We start from the raw sequence: 20,448 nt of genomic DNA, 5'->3' as shown, positions 1-20,448 counted from the left end.
ACCGTCCGGATCCGGTCTTTTCTCCCGTACAGGAACCCGCTGTTAAAGCATGCCATTGACATTTTTTCACTCGCCACCGGGCTCTCGGGCCCGTTAGCAACAACGTTAGTTTTAACAGTGCTTTACATGGAGCAACGAGCATGTTGTCAAAGCGTATTATCCCCTGTCTCGACGTCAAAGATGGCGTGGTGGTCAAGGGAGTGCAGTTTCGTAATCACGAGGTGATGGGCGGCATCGTCGAGCTGGCCCGCCGCTACGCCAGCGAGGGGGCCGACGAGCTGGTGTTTTACGACATCACCGCCTCGAGCGATGAGCGGGTGGTGGACAAGAGCTGGGTGAGCCGGGTGGCCGAGGTCATCGACATCCCCTTCTGCGTCGCCGGTGGCATCAAGAGTGTCGAGGATGCCCGCCAGATCCTGGAATTCGGGGCCGACAAGGTCTCCATCAACTCCCCGGCGCTGGCCGATCCCACCCTCATCACCCGACTGGCCGAGCGCTTCGGCGTGCAGTGCGTGGTGGTGGGCATCGACTCCTATTTTGATGCCCAGAGCGGTCACTATCAGGTCAAGCAGTTTACCGGCGACGAGAGCCGCACTCGCACCACCGCCTGGCATACCCTCGACTGGGTCGAGGAGGCGCAAAAGCGTGGCGCTGGTGAAATCGTGCTGAACGTGATGAACCAGGACGGCATGCGCCAGGGCTATGATCTCGAGCAGCTCAAGCTGGTGCGGGCCGTCTGCAAGGTGCCGCTCATCGCCTCCGGCGGCGCCGGTGCCATGGAGCACTTTCGCGATGCCTTCACCCTCGCCGACGTGGACGGTGCGCTGGCCGCCTCCGTGTTCCACAAAGGCCTTATCCCCATTCCCGAACTGAAACGCTGGCTGAAAACCGAAGGAGTCGCCATCCGTGAATAATCAAGCAGTAAACAACGACGCATCGCTGGCTGAGCGCCTGGACTGGGCGAAATGTGACGGCATGATCCCCGCCATCGTCCAGCATGCCGCCAGCGGCGAGGTGCTGATGCAGGGATTCATGACCCGGGAAGCCCTGGATAAAACCTTGGCGACTGGCCAGGTCACCTTCTTCAGCCGCAGCAAGCAGCGCCTCTGGACCAAGGGGGAGAGCTCGGGCCATGTGCTCCAGCTGGTCGCCATCACCACCGACTGCGATCAGGACTCCCTGCTGATCGCCGCCAACCCCGTCGGCCCCACCTGCCATCTGGACAATCCCTCCTGCTTCGACGGCCACCCCGTGCCACCGCTCGGCTTCCTGGCCGAGCTCGAGCAGATCCTGGCCGCACGCAAAGGCGCGGATCCGGCCACCAGCTACACCGCCAGCCTCTATGGCAAGGGCACCAAGCGCATCGCCCAGAAGGTGGGTGAAGAGGGTGTCGAAGTGGCGCTGGCCGCCATGGCCAAGGATCGGGAGGAACTTATCAACGAATCCGCCGATCTGCTCTACCACCTGACCGTCTTGCTGCAAAACGAGGGACTAGGTTTGAAGGATGTGGTGCAGCGGCTGTATGAGCGCCACACCAAGTGATGACCAGCCGGTGAAGCACAAACGGGCCCTGATGGGCCCGTTTCATTTAATGGCCAGCACCGGCACGAGAGCCGGCAGACCGCACACTCTTTCAGCCGATACGGGTCCAGAAGCTCATGCTCACCGAGTCAGGCTCCAGCAGAGTCAGGTACTCCCCTGCCACGGCATTGTGCAACCACTGCTGGCAATAGGCTTCGACCAGTGACTGGCTGGGGGCCATCACCAGGTCAGCATAGAGGCCGTCGGCGCCACGCAGCAGGCAGTGCACAATGAGCTCGGACTGCTGGACAAGAAATTCGGACTCGACCCTGTGTGCCAGGGCAAGCAAATCCGCCTCCGTCACCCCCTCCTTGAGCCTGAAAGTGGCAAACTCGACGCCCCCTGCCCCTTGCATGTCGCCCTTGATGATCATCTTGTTCTCTCCGTTGTGGATGGTCTGGAGAAAACAGCATAACGAAGGGCTACTGACAGCCTTGTGTCAGTCCTGAATTGCCGTTTCGGCACCACTGCGCGCATGGGTGAACTCGTCCGACTGTCGCAGGGTGAGGTAATCGGCCAGGGTCACGCCAGGGGGCGCCCCTTCCCCCTGACGGCACTGTGCCAGGGTATCGATGCGATCCACCCTGAAATCCCGGTAGGCCTGACGCAGCGCACACCAGGCGCCGAGCGTCCAGCATCCGCCCCAGTAAAAGAGTCCGAGGGGATAGATGTGGCGGCCCGTCTTGCAGGCTCTGGCATCCTGATAACCTATTTCCAGCCAGCGGCCGGCGGTGATGGCCTCGTGCAACTGATCCCAGCGGGCGTATACCGGATGCGCCGTGCGATAGTCCGGTACCCGCACCACGGGGTTGCAGTCCATCTGAATGCCCTGTGCCGGCAGCGCCGCCTCTATCTTGGCGAGCAGGGAGCGGGCCGGATCGGCCATCCCCTTGCCGGTCAGCACCGCCACCAGGTTCACCCCGGTGATAAGGGCCTCCAGCTCGGCTGCGCTCAACTGCAAGGGGGCCATCTCGAACCCCTCGCTCAGCCGATAGCCCAGCCCGGCTTCACCATAAACGGGAATGCCAGCCAGAGAGAGATCGTCCATATAGCGGTAGATGGTGCGCTCCGAGACACACAGGCGCGTTGCCAGCTCGCGGGCGGTCAGAGGCTGGTGAGCCCGCAGCAGGTTGGTCAATTGAAACAGTCGATCCGATTTTCTCACGGGCATCCTCAGGCTGGCGGGATATGGCAGGCATGGTAAGCCCGGATGGGCCCGAAAGGCACGTATTGTTGGCTGGCAACCGCTACCATCGAAACCTTGCTTCCTGCATCTCGCAAAGAAAAACGGGCCCGCAGGCCCGTTGATTGACTTGGCGCTCTCGTCAGAGTCACCCCAGCTGCTGGCGCAGCATAAATTTCTGCACCTTGCCGGTGGAGGTTTTCGGCAGTGGGGTAAAGATGATGCGCTTGGGCGCCTTGAAGTGGGCCATCTGCTCGCGACAAAACGCAATCAGCTCGGCTTGGCTGAGTTCGCGCCCCTCCTTGAGTTTGACGAAGGCGCAGGGCACCTCCCCCCACTTCTCGTCCGGCATGGCGATCACTGCCACCTCGTCCACATCGGGGTGGCGATAGAGCACGTCCTCCACCTCCAGACTGGAGATGTTCTCCCCGCCGGAGATGATGATGTCCTTGGATCTGTCCTTGATCTCCACGTAGCCGTCCGGGTGCCACACCGCCAGATCGCCGCTGCGAAACCACCCCTCCGCCATCGCCTCGGCGCTGGCGGAGGGGTTCTTGAGATAGCCCTTCATCACCACATTGCCACGCAGCACGATTTCGCCCATGGTCTTGCCATCCAGGGGGACCGGCTCGCCGCTGACCGGATTGATGACCCGCATCTCTCCCTGCAATGGTGAGGCTACCCCCTGGCGCGCCTTCAGACGCGACAGCGTGGTGGCATCTTGCCCCTGCCAGCTTCTTTGCGGCTCGCACAGCACGCAGGGGCCATAGGTTTCGGTGAGGCCATAGACGTGGGTCACGGCGATCCCCATCGCCTCCATGCCGGCGATCACGGTGGCGGGGGGCGCCGCCCCGGCGGTCATAGCCTTGATGGGGTGGTCGAGCCCGCGTTTGAGGGCCGGATCGGCGTTGTTGAGCATGTTGAGTACGATGGGGGCGGCGCAAAAATGGGTCACCTTGTGCTCGTGCAGCGCCTCATAGATGGCCGCCGCCTGCACATGGCGCAGGCAGACGCTCACCCCGGCCGTGGCCGCCAGGGTCCAGGGGAAGCACCAGCCGTTGCAGTGAAACATCGGCAGGGTCCAGAGATAGACGCTGTGCTTGGGCAGCTCCCAGGAGAGCACGTTGTTGACCGCATTGAGGTGGGCGCCGCGATGGTGATAGACCACCCCCTTGGGGTTGCCGGTGGTGCCGGAGGTGTAGTTAAGGGAGATCGCCTGCCACTCATCTTGTGGCAGCCAGCCGGGCTCATCCCCATTGCCCTCGGCAAGAAACGCCTCATAGTCGAGGTCACCGACCAGTTCCCCCTCCCGGTAGAGGGGATCGTCGATGGCGATGAGGAGCGGCACGAGTTCAATCAATGCCAGCGCTTTGCGCACCACGGCACCGAACTCCCGGTCCACCAGCACCACCTTGCTCTGGGCATGCTGGAAGATAAAGGCCATCGACTCGGCATCGAGCCGGGTGTTGATGGTGTTGAGCACGGCGCCGCTCATGGGCACCCCGAAATGAGCCTCGAACATGGCCGGGGTATTGGGGGCGACGATGGAGACGGTATCCCCCTCGCCGATGCCATGGCGGCGAAGGGCCGAGGCCAACTGGCGGCAGCGTCGCTCGGTCTGGGCCCAGCTTTGGCGCAGGGGGCCATGGATCAGCGCCGGATAGTCGGGATAGACCCGGGCGGCCCGTCCCAGAAAGCTGATGGGGGTTAGCGCCTCATAATTGGCGGGATTTTTTTCCAGATCGCGCTGATAGATGTTCTGCTCTGTCATCGGGTTCCTTCCTCGCAGGTAGCAAAAGCGGTGCGCTCCCGGGAGCGCCGGCAACCATCGTCTGGCGTCCTGCCAGAGGGTGCTCGTATCGGGGATCACAGCCTAGCGCGAGGCGATGGCCACAGGTATTAGCAAAACGTCTTAGAGGCGCTGCGCCGGCAACGCGAATCTGACTAAGCTGCATGCTGATGCCTGTTTTTTCAGCGACAAATCTCGACGGCCAATATCCTCGGCATAAAACCCGGCAAATAATGAATATGCTGATGCTTGCATGCAAGCTGGCCATATCAGGTTGCAGGCTTGCCGATATCGATATATTTCAAAACACTGCCAGCTGGATATTTATGGCATAAGCAAGCACATCGGTTTTTTGCCAATAAATTAATGACAGATTCCTCATGAAATATATTTTGTGACGGCTTCCATAAAGCAGACCCGCAGCGCTGTTCATGCTTCACCTCAACGGGTTATGGTTTCTTGGTGAAATAATCTACCGGATGTTCAATATCAGGCCAGATTTCTCGCCATACGATGCGCTACAACCAGTGAGTTTGCACACTCCCGCTGCATGACGAAGGAACCCTATCGACCCGATATTCCGCCGAGCCCGAACCTGCTTTATCGAGGAGCATTTTATGTGTGCCGAGCCGAATACCCAGACCCGCAGACAATTTCCCACCGCGTTTACCATCTTGTTTTTGATCATGTTGTTGGCCATCGCCCTCACCTGGATAATTCCGGCAGGCGCCTATGCCAAGCTCTCTTATAATGCCGCCAGCCATATGCTGACCATCAACACGCCGCAAGGGGAAACCCGGCGCGTGCCTGCCACTCAGGATGAGCTGACCAGACTCGACATCAATATCGGGGTGGAGCAGTTCGTCAACGGCACCATCCGCAAGCCCATCGCCATCCCCGGTACCTATGAGCGGCTGGCCCAGGCGCCGAAGGGACTCTCCGACGTGGCGGTGAGCATGGTCAAGGGCACCATAGAGGGGGCCGACATCATCGTCTTCATCCTGGTGCTGGGCGGGCTTATCGGCGTCATCAACAAGACCGGCGCCTTCAGTGCCGGGCTGGTGGCGCTGTCGCGCAAGACCCGGGGCAACGAGTTCCTGTTTGTGGCGCTGGTCTGCTTCGTCATGGCATTGGGGGGCACCACCTGCGGACTGGAGGAGGAGGCCGTCGCCTTCTACCCCATCCTGGTGCCCATCTTTCTGGCGCTCGGCTATGACGCCATCGTCTGCGTCGGGGCCATCTTCCTTGCCGCCTCCATGGGCACCACCTTCTCCACCATCAACCCCTTCTCGGTGGTGATCGCCTCCAACGCCGCCGGCATCCCCTTTACCGAGGGGCTGAGCGTTCGCGCCGTCGGCTGTCTGGTGGGCACCCTGGTGGTGATCGGTTATCTCTACTGGTACTGCAAGAAGATCAAGGCCAACCCGGCCTTCTCCTACACCTATGAAGACAGAGAGAGCTTTCGGGCCCGCTTCCTGAAAGAGGGCACCCTCGATGAAGGGGTTCCCTTCACCCTGCGCCGCAAGATCATCCTGACCCTGTTCATCCTCGCCTTCCCCCTGATGGTGTGGGGCGTCTCCATGGCTGGCTGGTGGTTCCCGCAGATGGCGGCCTCCTTCCTTGCCGTCGCCATCGTCATCATCCTTATCTCTGGGCTCAAGGAGAAAGAGGCAGTCGAGGCCTTCACCCAGGGGGCCTCAGAACTGGTGGCCGTCTCGCTCATCATCGGGCTGGCGCGGGGGGTCAATCTGGTGCTGGATCAGGGGATGATCTCGGACACCATCCTGGCCTACGCCTCCAGTCTGGTGGCCGGCATGCACGGCGCCGTGTTCACGGTGGCCCAGATGCTGGTGTTCACCCTGTTGGGGCTGGTGGTGCCCTCCTCCTCGGGGCTGGCGGTGCTCTCCATGCCTATCATGGCGCCGCTGGCGGATACCGTGATGATCCCGCGCTATATCGTGGTGTCGGCCTACAACTGGGGCCAATACGCCATGCTGTTCCTGGCCCCCACCGGGCTGGTGCTGGTCACCCTGCAGATGCTCGGCATCCAGTTCAACCAGTGGGTCAGGTTCGTGCTGCCCATGGTGGGCTTTGTGCTGGGTTTCGGCGCCCTGATGCTGGTGGCGCAGGTGATGATGATCTAGGGCAGATGGCCCCCGCCCCGGCGGGGGTCATACCTTATCCAAGCCGTAGATCCGGGGCCTAGTGGCGCACCCTGTGCTGCTGGCGAAAACAGAAGAGCTTGAGGCTGATGTCGGCAAGGTCGGCGGGCAGCTCCTGCGCCGTCTCGCAGAGGGGTTGATAGAGGGAGTCCAGCAGCCGCTGGGCTTGTTCCCGGGTGATGATGCCGGCCTGCACGGCCGGTTGTATCCATCTTGGCAGCATCGACATATGAACCCCCTTGCTGACCGGATGACCGCAGCCGATCTGGCCTGACTGCGGGTGGCGCCTGCCGGCTCACATTGCTGCGGGCCGCCAGAGACGCGCGATTGATCCTCTCTGCCAACAGAGCAAGCATAATGCTTGCCGTGATCTGTTATCGGCCGCCAATTCTCCCGGCAACAGTGATTTATCAAGCGGTTGGTGCCCCCTGACTGGTCCTTGTTGGCGGCAAGGCCCCCCTTGTTTGCCACTGCGCCAGCCGGCGGTGGCAGGAGATTGGCGCAAAATGGGAAAATAGGCCCAGCTGAATCGCAAAATGCCATTCGCAGATCGCTTTTGCTCCCTTCAGCCGCCCTTTGTCGCCAAAGCCCGACACCTTTTTGGCGAGGCACTTTTCGGTGCAGTCAGGGGCTGTCGTGCCCGCACGGGCTTTGCCTTGTGCCTCCTTGCCCTTGTGCCAAGATGAGCGCAAGCAAGAGACGCATCCCGTGATGCATTTGAGGAGAAGAGAAAATGAACAAATCCATGTTGGCAGGAGTCGGGATCGGTGTGGCCTCTGCGCTGGCCTTGTCAGCCGCCGCCAGCGGATCCCTGTTTTCATCACAGCCTCAGTTCGCCGAAGTGCTGGCCAGCAAAGCGGTGACCGAGACCATCAAGACCCCCCGTCAGGAGTGTCGCAACGTCACCGTGACCCACCGCAAACCGGTACAGGACGAGCACAAGATCCTGGGTACCGTGGTCGGTGCGGCGCTGGGCGGCGTGCTCGGCAACCAGTTCGGTGGCGGCAACGGCAAGAAGGTGGCGACCGCCGCCGGCGCCGTGGCAGGCGGCTATGCCGGCAACCAGGTGCAGGGCAACATGCAGGCCGGTGATACCTACACCACCACCGAGCAGCGCTGCAAGACGGTGCAGGAGAGCAGCACCCGCACCCTGGGCTATGACGTCACCTACCGCCTCGCCGGTCAGGAAGGGGTGATCCGCATGAACAAGGCCCCCGGCGCCACCATCCCGGTCAAGGATGGCAAGCTGGTGATCGACGGCTCCCAGAGCGGCAGCTGATCCCGTCAGCTGGTCCAGCTCAGAGGCCCATCCTGGTGATGGGCCTCGTTGTTTTCGGCACTTTGGCCTGCAACAACAAGGTGGCCAACAACAGAAAGGGGCCCGCAGGCCCCTTTTTATATTGAGGAGTCATCCTCAGTGGCGCCCGAAGGGCCACCAGGACTTGTCGTTGTCGAGAATGTCGACCCGGGCCTCCTGCAGGTTGCCCGGCTGGGCACCCTGCAGCGCGGCCAGGCTTACCTTGAACTGCTCGGTGGGCTCGACAAACCAGTCATCGATGATCAGCACCTTGACCGACTTGCTGCCCCCCTCGCCCGCGGCCCAGCTCACGGTCTGGCTGAACCAGGGCAGGAAATCCAGCCCCCAGCGCGCCGTAACCCCGTCAAGGGCCACCCGAGCCCGGGCCGGCTTGCTCAGATCGCCGCTGCGCACCAGCGGGATCTCGGCAAACCACTGCCCCTCGTTCACCGTCAGGCTGGCGTGCGCCAGCGAGATGGTGGACGGCGCCAGCTTGTCCTTGATGGTCACCAGGGTCTGGTGCTGCTCGCCCAGGGTCGCGCCGCTCGCATCAAACAGCTCCAGCGTAAAGGTCTCGTCCCCCTCGTTCAGGGTGTCGCTCTTCACCGGGATGCTGATGGTCTGGCTGTCGCTCTGGCCAGCGGCCCAGTGCAGGGTGCCGGTGAGTGGCGCCACGTCGCTTGCGTCCGCGCTGCCGTAGGCAATGCGATAGCTGACGCTGGCCTCCCCATAGCTGCCGTCACGGCGCGCCACGCTCAAGGTCAGGGTGTTGCCCTCCTCTACATTCGCAGCGGCGCTCTCGAGGCTCAAGACCCCGGCGGGCGGCAGCGGGTACTGGATGGCCACCAGCACGGGATCGTGATCCGAGGCGCTGAAGGGCCCTTCGGATTTCGCCAGCTGGCCGCTGTACTTGGTGCCGTACTCGAAGAAGTTGCTCTCGGCGGAGTTGATGTGCCAATCCTCGATGCCGATCACCTTGGCAGCGAGGCTCGGGTTTGCCAGGGCGTGATCCAGGTTGCCGAGCTCCCCTTCATAGCTGTAGGAGTAGGTGTCGGTGCCGTGGAAGCGGGTGTTGAGGTTCACCAGGCCATACCCCTTGCCCAAGGCGCTGCCGCTCTCCTCGAAAGGCTGACCCGCCAGGGTGGTGAAGGAGGCGCTCATGATCTGGCGCGCTTGGGCGGCCGGATCATAGTCGGTCAGCACCCGGATGGGATCCTCCATGCCGTAGGCGTTCATGTCGCCAATGAGCAGCAGATCCCCGGCCAGATCCTTGAGCTGTTCCCCCAGCACCTTGGCGGCAGAGACCCGCAGCGCGTTGCAGTGGCCCTGGCCATCCAGCGGATCGGCAGTGGCATAGTCGGGGTAATCCTCAAAGCAGGCGGAGCCCTTGGACTTGAGGTGGTTGACCACCAGGGTCAGCGGCGCATCCCCCTTGGGCGAGCTGAAGCGCTGCACCAGCGACTCGCGCATCCCCTGATTGATGGTCACCGGCTTGCCGCTGGCGTCCTGCGCCTCGGCCTGCTGCACCGGCAGCGCGATGAGGCTGGCGGCCCCCTCCGGGGTCACCTTGGCGGGCCGGTAGATGAGCCCCACCGTGATGGCGTCGGTGCCGATGGACTTGCCATCCGGCGAGGCAATCCAGCGGTAGTGATCCGCCTCGTCCGGCAGGGCCGCGTTGAGGGCCGCCACCAGGTTGGCGATGGCGGAGTTGTCGCCGTAGCCGTTGTTCTCTATCTCCATCAGCCCCACCACGTCGGCATTGAGGCGGGTGATGGCACTGACGATCTTGGTGCGCTGCAACTCGAACTCCGCCACCGTCAGGGCGCCCCGATTGCTGCCGGTGGGGTTGGCATCGCCACCCACGACAGTAGTGAAGAAGTTGAGCACGTTGAAGCTGGCGACCCGCAGATCCCCCGCCTCGGCGAGTTCCGGCGTTTCCACCCGATCCCAGCCGCTGTGATCTATCTGGCTGGCATCGATGCGGTTGCTGGCCACCAGTCGGAACAGGTTGTAGGAGTAACCGAGCGCCCCTTCCAGCCCGTTGAGCTTGTCGCCGATGCGCAGGTAACCGTCCTCGGCGTTGAAGCCGGGGAACCAGGGCAGCACACCGTCCGGCGCCTTGGCGTCGGTCTCCACCACCAGCTGGTTCTGCTGGTTGCGCAGGGCCCAGTTGCTCGCCTCCTCGCTCATGGCGGCAAACTTCTGGGTCGACTTGATGAGCGGCGCGCCATAAGAGAGCACCAGGTTGTTGCGCTTGCCGTCGTAATCGAAGCTGAAGTTGCGGGTCACTACCAGGCTGGATCCAGGCACCAGCCGCACCTGCATCCCCTCGTGACGCTCCAGCAGCTGGCTCAGGCTCTCCCCCGCCACCGGCACCAGATCCACCGCAGCCGGCACGGCCCCAGCGGGCCGGGTCACCACCAGCTCGTCTGCGTTGAGCTGGGTCTGGTTGAAATACTCTTTCACCTTGCCAGAGACGCACACCTCGGCACCCGGCACGATGGCGGCGTTGGCCTTGGTGCTGTAGACGAAGAGGCCGTCGGAGGTGGCCGGATCGCCGTCCCCCTGCTCATCCTGGATGAAGAAGCCCTTGTAGAGGCCGTTCACTACCTGAGTCACCACACCGCGGGTGGCGTAGGCCTGTTCCGATTCAAACTTGCCGGCCGGCACCAGCGGGCTGCTGTTGCCTGGGCCCTGAATGGCGGGCACCGGCACCAGGTTGTCCACCGGACAGACGAAGGCGGGCGGCTGGGTGCCATCGCAGGGACCATCGCCGCTGCAACCCAGGCCACTGGCGTCATCTTTCGGGGCGGCCACGTATTCCAGCGCCGGATCGAAGGGGGCGGTTGCATCAGTCCGGCCGGTGGTGACGGTGGCCTTGCGGCGCAGGGTCATGTCCAGGGTCGAGACGTTGCCCGACACCCAAGCCGTGCCCGGATCCACCCCCACCTGGCCGAAACTGTCGATTATCTCGCTGCCGCGATAGAGCACCAGGGCGTCGTCACCGTTGAACACCAGGTTGCCGCTGGTGCGGTTGGCCTTGGCCAGGATCTCGCTGCTGGCGGAGGGGTTGGCCAGCACCAGAGTGGCGCCCGGGGCCAGGGTGCCCTGCAGCGCCAGGCTGTTGGTAGGTGATTCGCTGATGGGTTTGCCGTTGGCGTAGAGCGCCAACCGGTATTGGGAGAGATCGACGGCGTCGCTGCCGAGGTTGCTCAGCTCCACCGCCTTGTTGTTGCCCGAGCCTTCCAGGTATTCGCTGATGAGCAGCTGTGCCTGTGCCTGTCCCGCCAGCGCCAGCCCGACGGCCAGCGCTACCAGAGAGTGTCTTCCTGACATGCCAGTTTCCTTTTCTTTTTGACGTTATGTTTTGCGCCCCGCCAGGCGGGCCGCAGCACCTTGTTACGATTCTGATTGAGCATCATGGCGGCCTCGGCCAACCACGGCGCCTACTCTGCCCGTTTCGGCGCAGGGCCGCCGCGAGCTGGCTAACAATTACAGAAAAATGTTGCGGCCACGTGACGAAAAAGGGGCTTTTTTTTCGCCCCCTTGCCGTTATTTTCCGTTATTTCCCGCCCACCGGTATTTGCTGCCGCCAATATGCAAAAGAGGCGCACAAGATGGCGACACAAGTTGACATAGTGCGTAAAAACAGTCGCTTGCCATTTCCAGACCGCTGCGCGGACCAGGCTGCTTATTATTTGTACTGACAGCCCGGCAGTGCAGTATGCTTGTTCCCCAGTGCCCGCCCGAAATAACGGGATGCGTGTTTGACCGGCGGGGTGAAAATAACCCTCCCGGCATATTTCAGGCGCTGTCATATCAGCACCGAACGACGGTTTGCGAGGCTAATCGAGGGGCGACCCCATCACCCCTTGCAGCACTTCTTCACCGCCCGCACCACGTTCTGGTAACCGGTGCAGCGGCACAGATTCCCCGACAGGCCGCGGCGGATCTCCGCATCAGTTAAGGGTCGGCGATCTGTCTTGTCGAGCAGGGCGGCGCTTGCCATCACGAGGCCCGGGGTGCAAAAACCGCACTGCACCGCCCCCTCGTCGATAAAGGCCTGCTGCACGTCGGAGAGCTCATTGCCCTGCCGCTCCCCCTCCACGGTGCGAATGGATTTGCCATCGGCCCACACCGCCAGATAGAGGCAGCTATCGATAGCCGTGCCATCCACCCGCACGGTACAGGCGCCGCACTCGCCGACGCTGCACCCCTCTTTCACGCTGATCAGCCCCTGCCCGCGCAGGAAGTGAAGCAGCGACATGGTGGGCGGCACAGCATAGGAGTAAGGCTTGCCGTTGATCTCACACTGGATCGCAACAGTGGGACAGCTTTGCGGTTGCATCATAGGATCTTGCCTCCGGCACGTTCGACGGCGCAGGCGATCACCCGCTGCGCCAGGGTTTTGATCAGGTGCAGGCGAAACTCTTTTTCTGCCCGCCAGGAGGAGCGCGGCGCCACATCGGCCACCACCGCCTCGGCAATGGCCGCCAGCGTCGCCCGGGTCAGCGGTTGCCCCTCGGCCGCCGCTTCGGCGTGGGGCGTGCGCACCGGCGTCGGGGCCGCCACCCCGTAGGCCAGCCGCAGGCGCTTGAAGTGACCATCCTCAATCTGGCAGTAGGCGGCGCAGCCTATGGTGGCGATGTCCATGGCGCCCCGCATGGCGTACTTGAAGTAGTGGGAGCCCACCTGGGGGTGCGCGTCCGGGGTAAAGTGAAACGCTACCAGGACTTCCGCCGGTTGCAGCGCCACCTTGCCCGGGCCGGTGTGAAAACCGGCGATGGGGATGCGGCGCGTGCCATCGGGGCCGGCGATCTCCAGCTCTGCTTCCAGCGCCACGGTGGGCGCCGCCGAGTCGGCACTGGTGGCGCCGTTGCAGATGTTGCCGCCATAGGTGGCGACGTTGCGGATCTGCGGACCCGCAATGGTGGCGGCCGCTTCCGCCAGCATCGGCAGGCGGCGCTGCACCAGCTCGTTTTCGATGAGCTCGGTAAAGGTGGTGCCAGAGCCGATGCGAATAGCGCCGTCGGCCAGCTCGCTCACCCCCTTGAGTTCCGGCAAGTCGTGAATATCGACGATATGACGATAGGCGGCGTTGAGGTGATGGAGCTGGATCATCACATCGGTGCCACCGGCCAAGAGACGCGCTTCGGGGTCGGCCTGGCGCAGAGCGACCGCCTCGGCCACGCTGTGGGCCTTGTAGTAACGGGCAATATCAAACATGGCGTTGCTCCTCCCCTGATCCCTCGCCAATCAAACCCGCCGCGACAAACTCCCGGAACAGGGTCTTGGGGGTGATGGGCAGCTCGTTGATGGCGACCCCGGTCGCCATGCGGATGGCGTTACGGATCGCCGGGCCCGGCGAGATGATGGGCGGTTCCCCTAGGGATTTGTGACCATAGACCGACTGGGGCTCGTAGGTCTGCACGAAATCGCATTCGAGATCGGGCAAGTCCAGCATGGTGGGGAACTTGTAGTCGAGCAGGTTGGGGTTGCGCACCACGCCGGTTTTGGCGTCGATGATCATCTCTTCGAACAGGGACCAGCCGATCCCCATCCCCATGCCGCCGTGCACCTGCCCCTGTGCCAGCTGCGGGTTGAGGATCTTGCCCGCATCGTGCAGGTTGAGGATGCGGTTGATGGTCACCTTGCAGAGATCGATGTCGACGCTGAGATCGACGAAGGTGCAGCCAAAGCTCGGCGGGTTGGTAGTGGTCTTGTGGGAAACCTCGGAAGTGATCTGGCCGCCGATGGTGAGGTGGTAGTAGGCGTTGACCGACACCTCGGCGACGCTGATGAGCACCTTGTCCGGCGCGCCGGCCAGCACCACGTAACCGTCGATCAGGGTGAGCGATCCCACATCCTGATGGCAGAGCTGGGCCGCCAGCGAAAGGATACGGGCCCGCAGCTGCAGCGCAGCCTGATGGATGGCGGGGGCCGCCACATAGCTCTGGCGCGAGGCGAACGAGCCCGGATCGTAGGCGGTGATGTCGGTATCCTGGGTCGAAATGACCCGGATCTGCTCAAACGGAATGCCTAAGGTCTGGGCCGCCATCTGGGCAAAGACGGTGTCCGATCCCTGCCCTATCTCGGTGGCGCCGATCTGCAGATTGACGGTGCCATCCTGATTGAGCAGCATGCGGGCGCCGGCAATTTCGACCCCCACCGGATAGGTGTTGGATCCATAACTGAAACAGGCCACCCCGATACCGCGCCGTACCCGACTCGCCGGATCCTGCGCCAGACACTCGGCCTTGAGCCGTTCCCACTGGAACTGCTCGCCACCCCGACGCAGACACTCGGGCAAACCCGCACTGTAGATGGTCTTCTGGTTGACCTGATTGACATCCCCCTCGCGGGCCACGTTGGCGATGCGCACCGCAAGCGGATCCAGACCCAGCTCGGCGCAGGCATCGTCCAGCATGCATTCGAGGGCAAACACCACCTGTGGCGCGCCGTAACCGCGCATGGCACCGGCGGTGGGCAGGTTGCTGTAGAAGGTTTTGGCGTCATAGCCAAAGGCGCTGCGCGGATAGAGGTAGCTTATCTTGTTGGCGCCGGCGCTGGCGATGGAGTGGCCGTGGGAGGCATAGCCGCCGGTGTTGGAGAGCACGTCCAGTTGATACCCCTTGAGGGTGCCATCCCGGCTGATGCCAAGGGTGCCGTCGATGGCAAAGCCATGGCGGGTACGAGAAGCAAAGAAACACTCCTCCCGGCTCAAGGTCACCTTGACCGGCACGCCGCCGAGCTGGTAGCTCAGAAACGCCGCCATCGGCTCTTCCAGCACATCCTGCTTGTTGCCAAAACCGCCGCCCATGTAGGGCTTGATCACCCGCACGCTCGACCAGGGCAGGCCGAGGGACTTGGCTACCCGGCTGCGCACAATCTGGGGGATCTGGGTGCTGGTGACGACGATGATGTGGTCCGGCTGATCCATGTAGGCGTAGCAGGTCACCGTCTCCAGATGACAGTGCTGCACCACCGGCGTCTGGTAGTGCCCCTTGAACTGCAAGTCGGCCGCGGCGATGGCCTGCTCCGGCTCACCCGCCCGGATCTGGCTCTGGCGCAGCAGGTTGCCGGTCGGGTGGATGGGATAAGCCCCCTCGGCCAGGGCGCTGGCCGCATCCGTCATCACCGGCAGCGGCTCGTAGGTCACCTTGACCAGGGCGGCGGCCTTCTCGGCGACCAGGGGATCGCGGGCCACCACGATGGCGACGCCATCGCCGAAGTGGCGCACATGGTCGGTGAGCAGGCGCCGGTCTTTCACGTCACGCTTGGTCTCATCGAGGGACCAGGCGTGACCGGCGGTGCGAAAACAGGTGGTGGGCACATCCTCGTGAGTGAACACGGCTTCGACCCCGTGCAGGGCCAGCGCGTCGCTGGCGTCGATGGTGAGCACCTTGCCGTGGGCGATATGGCTTCGCACGTACTTGGCGTGGCGCATGCCGAGCATGATGTTGTCGTCGGTGTAGCGGGCGCTGCCGGTCACCTTGGCCTCGGCATCCACCCGCTTGAGCGGTAATCCTATGGACATATGCAAGTCCTTTGTCAGGCAGAAAAAATCAGAACCGGTATAAAAACAGCAAGATATGCGCCCGTTTCCGGCACCTCGGGCCAAGCGGGGGGCAAAGGCGGCGAGCAAAGGGAAGAAGTGTGAAGAAGATCCCATCCGGCGCCCATCAGGCTCTCCGTCATGGCCGTGACCGGCCCCGCAGCAGCTCCCCATGGATGACTCGGCGGCGCCAGTGTCGGGCGGCGTTATCAATCTGGTAAGCCCCGTTATCAAAATGGTATGAGTGCGGTTTGCAGCGCGGGGCCGGCCAAGAGAGGCTGGCCCCGCGATAAAGAAGGACGCGATGCGGACTAGATGGCCCAACCGCCGGCGTAGAAGAGCACCAGCGCCAGGGCGATGATGACGGTGCCGACGTTGAGCTTGCGCCACTCCTTCGAGCAGATGCGGCCGATCACCAGGGCGCTGAAGCCCAGCATGATGCCGGTGACTATGTTGCAGGTGAGCACGATAAAGACGGCGCACAGCAGGCCGGACATGGCCCCGACGAAGTCATCGAAATCGAGTCTGGCGACGTTGCTCAGCATCAAGAGCCCCACGTACATCAACGCCGGTGCGGTGGCATAGGCCGGCACCAGGTAGGAGAGCGGCGAGAGAAACAGCATCAACAAAAACAAGACCCCCACCACGGTGGCGGTGAGGCCGGTCTTGCCGCCTGCCGCCGTGCCCGCCGCCGATTCGATGTAGACGGCGGCCGGCGCGGCCCCCACCAGACCGGAGAAGATGCTGCTGATGGAGTCGGCGCTGAGCGCCTTGCCGCTGTTGATGATGTGGCCATCCTTGTCCAGCAGGTTGGCCTGCCCCGCTACCGCGCGAATGGTGCCGGTGGCATCAAACACCGCTGTCATCACCAGCGCCAGCACACTTGGCAGCACCAGCGGCGAGAGCGCCCCCATGATGTCCAGGCTGAAGATGAGGGACTTGCCCTGCTCGTCGGCGAGGCTCGGCATGGCGAACAGCCCCTGGTACTTGACCGCCGGATCGAAGATGAGGCCGAAAATGGAGATGGCGATGATCACCAGCAGGATCCCGCCCGGAACTTTAAGCTTCTCCAGCCCGACGATGACCGCCAGCCCGATGAGAGACATGATGACCGGCATAGAGGTAAAGGCCCCCAGCGCCACCGGCAGCCCCTCCAGCGGGTTCTTGATCACCAGCCCCACCCCGTTGGCGGCGATCAGCAGCAGGAAGAGCCCGATGCCGATACCGGTGCCGTGGGCGATCCCCATCGGCAGGTTGTCGAGGATCCAGCTGCGCACCCCGGTCACCGAGATGGCGGTAAACAGCACCCCCATCAGAAAGACGGCGCCGAGCGCCACCGGGATGGAGATCTGCTGCCCCAGCACCAGGCTGAAGGCGGTAAAGGCGGTGAGCGAGATGGCGCAGCCGATGGCCATCGGCAGCTTGGCCCAGAGCCCCATCAGCAGCGAACCAAAACCCGCTACCAGACAGGTGGCCACGAACACGGCGCCGGGGGGAAAGCCCGCCTTGCCGAGCATGCTGGGCACCACGATCACCGAATAGACCATGGCGAGGAAGGTGGTGAGCCCCGCCAGCACCTCCTGGCGCACGTTGCTGCCTCGCTCGCTGATCATGAAGTAGCGATCTAGTGCGCCGCCGGCGGGCTGTCGTCCCGCCGCCGCCCCCTTGTCCGCAACTGCCCCGTCCATCTCGTTTATCCTGTTTGTCTGGCTCATGGCCGACTCCTTCCTGCATCCCTGAATGTGTCGTGTCGAAATGGCGGTCGGTGCCGTGGATCTCTGCTGCCACGGTCGCCGGCATCATGGGGTTGGCAGACAAGGCAAACGTTTAACTTGCCGTCTAAAAAAAACCGGGCCATTTCACCTGCTGTGGCGGGGCAAGCGCCTCGCCTGTCGTGCGGCGCAGGCACCACGCTGGCCCCTGCTGCCGTGTTCCCGGGGCGAGCATGCCCGCCCCACTCCTTTGAAAACCGGATCAGCCCCGTTCGTGCACCAGCTGACCATCCACATAGGTGCGGTAGATGGATCTGTCATCCCCCAGGGTCAGCAGCACGAACAGCTTGTCGCGCAAGGTGGTGGAGTTGTCGTAGCGCAGCTGCTGCAGCGGGGTGGCGACCGGGTCGAGCACCACGAAGTCCGCCTCTTTGCCCACCGCGAAGCTGCCGATCTGCTCGTCCAGCCCCAGCGCATGGGCGCCGCCCAGGGTCGCCAGGTAGAAGGCCTGATAGGCCGAGAGGCGCTCGCCCTGCAACTGCATCACCTTGTAGGCCTCGTTGAGGGTCTGCAGCATGTTGAAGGTGGTGCCGGCGCCGATGTCGGTGCCCATCCCCACCTTCACCTGCTTGTGCCACGCCTTGTGCAGCTTGAAGAGGCCACTGCCGAGATACAGATTGGAGGTGGGACAAAACGCGATGGTGGAGCCGGTCTCTTTCAGGCAATCCCACTCCTGTTCTTCCAGATGGACGCAGTGGGCAAACACGCAGTTGTGGCCGGTCAGCCCGTGCTGGTGATAGACGTCGAGATAGCCCTGATGCTCTGGGAAGAGGGATTTTACCCAGGCTATCTCGTCCTTGTTCTCGCACAGGTGGGTGTGCAGATAGGTGGTCGGGTACTCTTCGCGCAGTCGTCTCGCCATCGCCAGCTGCGCCGGGGTCGAGGTGGGGGCGAAGCGCGGCGTGATGGCGTAGAGCAAGCGACCGTTGCCGTGCCAGCGCTCGATGAGCGCCTTGCTCTGCGCATAGCTGCTCTCGGCAGTATCGAGCAGATAATCTGGGGCATTGCGATCCATCATCACCTTGCCGGCGATCATCCGCATGTTGATGCGGCTGGCCGCCTCGAACAGGGCATCCACCGATTCGGGGTGGACGGTGCCAAACACCAGCGCCGTGGTGGTGCCGTTTCGCAGCAGCTGCTTGATGAAGAAGGTGGACATCTCGCGGGCGTACTCGAGATCGTTGTAGCGCCGCTCGGCCGGGAAGGTGTGGCGGTTGAGCCACTCCAGCAGCTGCTCGCCATAGGCCCCCACCATCTCGCTTTGCGGGTAGTGGATGTGGGTATCGACGAAGCCCGGCACTATCATCTTGCCGCGATAGTCCCGCACCCGCACCTGGGCCGGAATGCGATCACGGCCCTCCTCCCACTGGCCGAACCAGTCGATGCAGCCGTTGCGGATGATCAGCAGGCCATCCTCTATGAGGCGGGCATTGGGCTCGATCTCCTCGGGCTGGCTCACCACCCGGGTGATGTCAAAGAAGCTGCCACGCACCGCCTTGACAGAGTTGTCGTTTTTCATCTCTCAATTCCCTCTTGTTGTTCGTTAGCCGCGATCCACTTGCGGGGCGCGCACCTGGGCCTCGTCCGTCGCCAGCCCCTGTTGGCGGGCGGTGGCCGACGAGACGGGCCGGGTGGCAAAACGGGTGTCGGGTTTGTCGCTCAGCTGGCTCAGCTCCACCGCCTCGGCGGCATTGGCGGCCGCCTTGCGTCTGCGGCTCTGGGGCAGCACCCGGTTCATGATGATGGCGGTGATGCCGCCGGCGCAGATGGGGTTCTCCACCAACATGTAGATCCCCGCCGGCAGCACCTTGAAGACGTTCGGGTCGTAGGAGACACCAAGCCCAAGACCCAGGGAGGTGGCGACGATCAGGGTCTCGCGCCGATCGAAGCCGTGACTGATGATGATGCGCCCGCCGGCGATGGCGATCATGGAGAACATGATGACCATGGCTCCCCCCATCACCGGTGACGGTATGGTGGTGAAGAAGCGCCCCACCACCGGGAAGAGGCCGAGCAGCACCAGGATGACGGCGATGAACTTGCCCACATGGCGCGAGGCCACCCCGGTCATCTGGATGACGCCGTTGTTCTGGGCGAAGGTGGTGAGCGGCAGGGAGCCGAGCGCCGAGGCGATCACCGACACCAGGCCGTCCGCCAGCACGCCGCCGGAGAGCCGTTTTTGAAACTCGGGCCCCTGGATCTGCCGGTGGGAGACCATGGCGGTGGCGGTGATGTCCCCCACCGCCTCCAGCACGCTCAACAGATAGATGGTGCCAGCCAGCACGAAGGCGTGCAGATCGAAGGAAAAACCGTACTTGAACGGGATGGGCACAGTGATAAGCGGCAGGTTCTCAAGGGCGGAGAAGTCCACCATGCCGAGCATCAGGGCCACCGCATAGCCCACTAGCAGGCCGATGGCGATGCCGCTCATGCGAAGCAAGGGGCTCTTGCTGCAGTTGAAGGCGACGATGACGCAGAGCACCAGCAGCCCCAGGCCGATGTGCTCGTATTTGCCGAAGGTGCCGCTGCTCATGGCGGAGAAGCCGCCGCCAAAGTCGATGATCCCCACCTTGATGGGGCTCAGGCCAATCATCAGCACCACCACCCCGCTCACGGTCGGGGTGATCACCCGCTTGAGATAGGGCAGCACCAAGGAGGAGCCCATCACCAGGAAGGCCCCGACGAAGGAGACCCCGAGCAGGGTCGAGACGATCAGCTCCTCGTGCAGGCCATCTTTTTTCATGGCGCTGCCAAGCGCAATCATCACGGTGACGAAGGAGAAGTTGACCGACTGGATGGAGAGCAGCCCCGAACCGATGGGGCCATAACGGTTCACCTGCAGCCAGGTGCCGATACCGGAGGCGATCATCGCCATGGAGACCAGATAGGCGGTGGTCTCGGTGGAGAGGCCAAGAGCCCCGCCCACGATGAGGGCCGGCGTCACCATGGGCACGAAGATGGCCAGCAGGTGGGTCACGGCCCCCATCAGGGTTTGGTAAAAGGGTGGTTTGTCTTCGAGCGCGTAAATCAGGTCCGAGTGCTTGCGTGTTGTTTTAGACATCTTGATTGTCCCATCACACAGAATATGGGCGGAGTACTCATTCCGCTG

Annotated in this window: 15 protein-coding genes; 4 read left to right on the top strand and 11 right to left on the bottom strand. The window is 63.1% G+C overall.

Features of this window, described 5'->3' with window-relative positions:
* The first annotated feature begins 140 nt into the window (after nt 1–140).
* Both hisF and hisIE read left to right on the top strand, forming a co-directional pair.
* Nucleotides 141–914 (top strand): imidazole glycerol phosphate synthase subunit HisF, encoded by a 774-nt coding sequence (gene hisF, locus PG897_RS01405; protein WP_011706044.1) that lies wholly within the window; start codon nt 141–143, stop codon nt 912–914.
* A complete protein-coding gene (hisIE, locus tag PG897_RS01400; RefSeq protein ID WP_201880640.1) occupies nt 907–1,542 on the top strand; it encodes a bifunctional phosphoribosyl-AMP cyclohydrolase/phosphoribosyl-ATP diphosphatase HisIE in 636 nt (211 codons plus the stop codon). Before hisF ends, hisIE begins: the two co-directional genes overlap by 8 nt.
* A 91-nt stretch (nt 1,543–1,633) precedes the next feature.
* Here the strand turns inward: hisIE and PG897_RS01395 are convergent, their stop codons facing one another.
* The 3 genes from PG897_RS01395 to PG897_RS01385 form a co-directional block, all read right to left on the bottom strand.
* The gene (locus tag PG897_RS01395; RefSeq protein ID WP_201880643.1) at nt 1,634–1,954 is read right to left on the bottom strand and encodes a hypothetical protein; all 321 of its coding nucleotides are present in this window, start codon (nt 1,952–1,954) and stop codon (nt 1,634–1,636) included.
* 66 nt (nt 1,955–2,020) lie between these two features.
* A complete protein-coding gene (locus PG897_RS01390; protein ID WP_201880787.1) occupies nt 2,021–2,719 on the bottom strand; it encodes a helix-turn-helix transcriptional regulator in 699 nt (232 codons plus the stop codon).
* 193 nt (nt 2,720–2,912) lie between these two features.
* Complete coding sequence (locus PG897_RS01385; RefSeq protein WP_201880645.1) at nt 2,913–4,535, bottom strand: acyl-CoA synthetase; 1,623 nt, start codon at nt 4,533–4,535, stop codon at nt 2,913–2,915.
* A 635-nt stretch (nt 4,536–5,170) separates the two neighbouring features.
* Between PG897_RS01385 and PG897_RS01380 the strand changes: the two genes are divergently transcribed.
* Nucleotides 5,171–6,697, top strand: a complete 1,527-nt coding sequence (locus PG897_RS01380; protein ID WP_201883578.1) for a YfcC family protein — start codon at nt 5,171–5,173, stop codon at nt 6,695–6,697.
* A gap of 58 nt (nt 6,698–6,755) precedes the next feature.
* On the opposite strand, the gene PG897_RS01375 is transcribed toward PG897_RS01380, so the two are convergent.
* A complete protein-coding gene (locus tag PG897_RS01375) occupies nt 6,756–6,944 on the bottom strand; it encodes a hypothetical protein (RefSeq protein WP_017764436.1) in 189 nt (62 codons plus the stop codon).
* Nucleotides 6,945–7,448: 504 nt separating this feature from the next.
* On the opposite strand from PG897_RS01375, the gene PG897_RS01370 reads away from it, so the two are divergent.
* Nucleotides 7,449–7,994: a glycine zipper 2TM domain-containing protein gene (locus PG897_RS01370; RefSeq protein ID WP_010633922.1), complete on the top strand. Its 546-nt coding sequence runs from the start codon at nt 7,449–7,451 to the stop codon at nt 7,992–7,994.
* A gap of 135 nt (nt 7,995–8,129) precedes the next feature.
* On the opposite strand, the gene PG897_RS01365 is transcribed toward PG897_RS01370, so the two are convergent.
* The 7 genes from PG897_RS01365 to PG897_RS01335 form a co-directional block, all read right to left on the bottom strand.
* A complete protein-coding gene (locus tag PG897_RS01365) occupies nt 8,130–11,348 on the bottom strand; it encodes an ExeM/NucH family extracellular endonuclease (protein WP_226013828.1) in 3,219 nt (1,072 codons plus the stop codon).
* A 529-nt stretch (nt 11,349–11,877) separates the two neighbouring features.
* Entirely contained in the window at nt 11,878–12,363 is a 486-nt protein-coding gene (gene xdhC / locus PG897_RS01360; protein ID WP_065017101.1) for a xanthine dehydrogenase iron sulfur-binding subunit XdhC, read from the bottom strand.
* The gene (gene xdhB, locus PG897_RS01355) at nt 12,360–13,238 is read right to left on the bottom strand and encodes a xanthine dehydrogenase FAD-binding subunit XdhB (RefSeq protein WP_201880649.1); all 879 of its coding nucleotides are present in this window, start codon (nt 13,236–13,238) and stop codon (nt 12,360–12,362) included. The genes xdhC and xdhB overlap by 4 nt, the downstream gene beginning before the upstream one ends.
* Nucleotides 13,231–15,549 carry a xanthine dehydrogenase molybdenum-binding subunit XdhA gene (gene xdhA / locus PG897_RS01350; protein ID WP_201880651.1) on the bottom strand — a complete coding sequence of 773 codons (2,319 nt, stop codon included), beginning with the start codon at nt 15,547–15,549 and terminating at the stop codon, nt 13,231–13,233. The genes xdhB and xdhA overlap by 8 nt, the downstream gene beginning before the upstream one ends.
* 329 nt (nt 15,550–15,878) lie before the next feature.
* A complete protein-coding gene (locus tag PG897_RS01345) occupies nt 15,879–17,255 on the bottom strand; it encodes an NCS2 family permease (RefSeq protein WP_011706033.1) in 1,377 nt (458 codons plus the stop codon).
* 286 nt (nt 17,256–17,541) lie between these two features.
* Entirely contained in the window at nt 17,542–18,858 is a 1,317-nt protein-coding gene (guaD, locus tag PG897_RS01340; protein ID WP_029302966.1) for a guanine deaminase, read from the bottom strand.
* Nucleotides 18,859–18,882: 24 nt separating this feature from the next.
* The gene (locus PG897_RS01335; RefSeq protein ID WP_270828703.1) at nt 18,883–20,400 is read right to left on the bottom strand and encodes a nucleobase:cation symporter-2 family protein; all 1,518 of its coding nucleotides are present in this window, start codon (nt 20,398–20,400) and stop codon (nt 18,883–18,885) included.
* Nucleotides 20,401–20,448: the final 48 nt, after the last annotated feature.

This window comes from Aeromonas sp. QDB20, from assembly GCF_027707805.1.
Taxonomy (GTDB): Bacteria; Pseudomonadota; Gammaproteobacteria; order Enterobacterales; family Aeromonadaceae; genus Aeromonas; species Aeromonas dhakensis.
The sequence above is the reverse complement of the archived record's forward strand: the minus strand, read 5'-3'. Positions and strand labels throughout refer to the sequence as shown.

What these genes read in the sequence shown, in the direction of transcription:
- hisF (WP_011706044.1), top strand. Translation starts at nt 141, where the DNA reads ATGTTGTCAAAGCGTATTATCCCCTGTCTCGACGTCAAAGATGGCGTG.
- PG897_RS01395 (WP_201880643.1), bottom strand. Translation starts at nt 1,954, where the DNA reads ATGATCATCAAGGGCGACATGCAAGGGGCAGGGGGCGTCGAGTTTGCC.
- PG897_RS01385 (WP_201880645.1), bottom strand. Translation starts at nt 4,535, where the DNA reads ATGACAGAGCAGAACATCTATCAGCGCGATCTGGAAAAAAATCCCGCC.
- PG897_RS01380 (WP_201883578.1), top strand. Translation starts at nt 5,171, where the DNA reads ATGTGTGCCGAGCCGAATACCCAGACCCGCAGACAATTTCCCACCGCG.
- PG897_RS01375 (WP_017764436.1), bottom strand. Translation starts at nt 6,944, where the DNA reads ATGTCGATGCTGCCAAGATGGATACAACCGGCCGTGCAGGCCGGCATC.
- PG897_RS01370 (WP_010633922.1), top strand. Translation starts at nt 7,449, where the DNA reads ATGAACAAATCCATGTTGGCAGGAGTCGGGATCGGTGTGGCCTCTGCG.
- PG897_RS01365 (WP_226013828.1), bottom strand. Translation starts at nt 11,348, where the DNA reads ATGTCAGGAAGACACTCTCTGGTAGCGCTGGCCGTCGGGCTGGCGCTG.
- xdhC (WP_065017101.1), bottom strand. Translation starts at nt 12,363, where the DNA reads ATGATGCAACCGCAAAGCTGTCCCACTGTTGCGATCCAGTGTGAGATC.
- xdhB (WP_201880649.1), bottom strand. Translation starts at nt 13,238, where the DNA reads ATGTTTGATATTGCCCGTTACTACAAGGCCCACAGCGTGGCCGAGGCG.
- xdhA (WP_201880651.1), bottom strand. Translation starts at nt 15,549, where the DNA reads ATGTCCATAGGATTACCGCTCAAGCGGGTGGATGCCGAGGCCAAGGTG.
- PG897_RS01345 (WP_011706033.1), bottom strand. Translation starts at nt 17,255, where the DNA reads ATGGACGGGGCAGTTGCGGACAAGGGGGCGGCGGCGGGACGACAGCCC.
- guaD (WP_029302966.1), bottom strand. Translation starts at nt 18,858, where the DNA reads ATGAAAAACGACAACTCTGTCAAGGCGGTGCGTGGCAGCTTCTTTGAC.
- PG897_RS01335 (WP_270828703.1), bottom strand. Translation starts at nt 20,400, where the DNA reads ATGTCTAAAACAACACGCAAGCACTCGGACCTGATTTACGCGCTCGAA.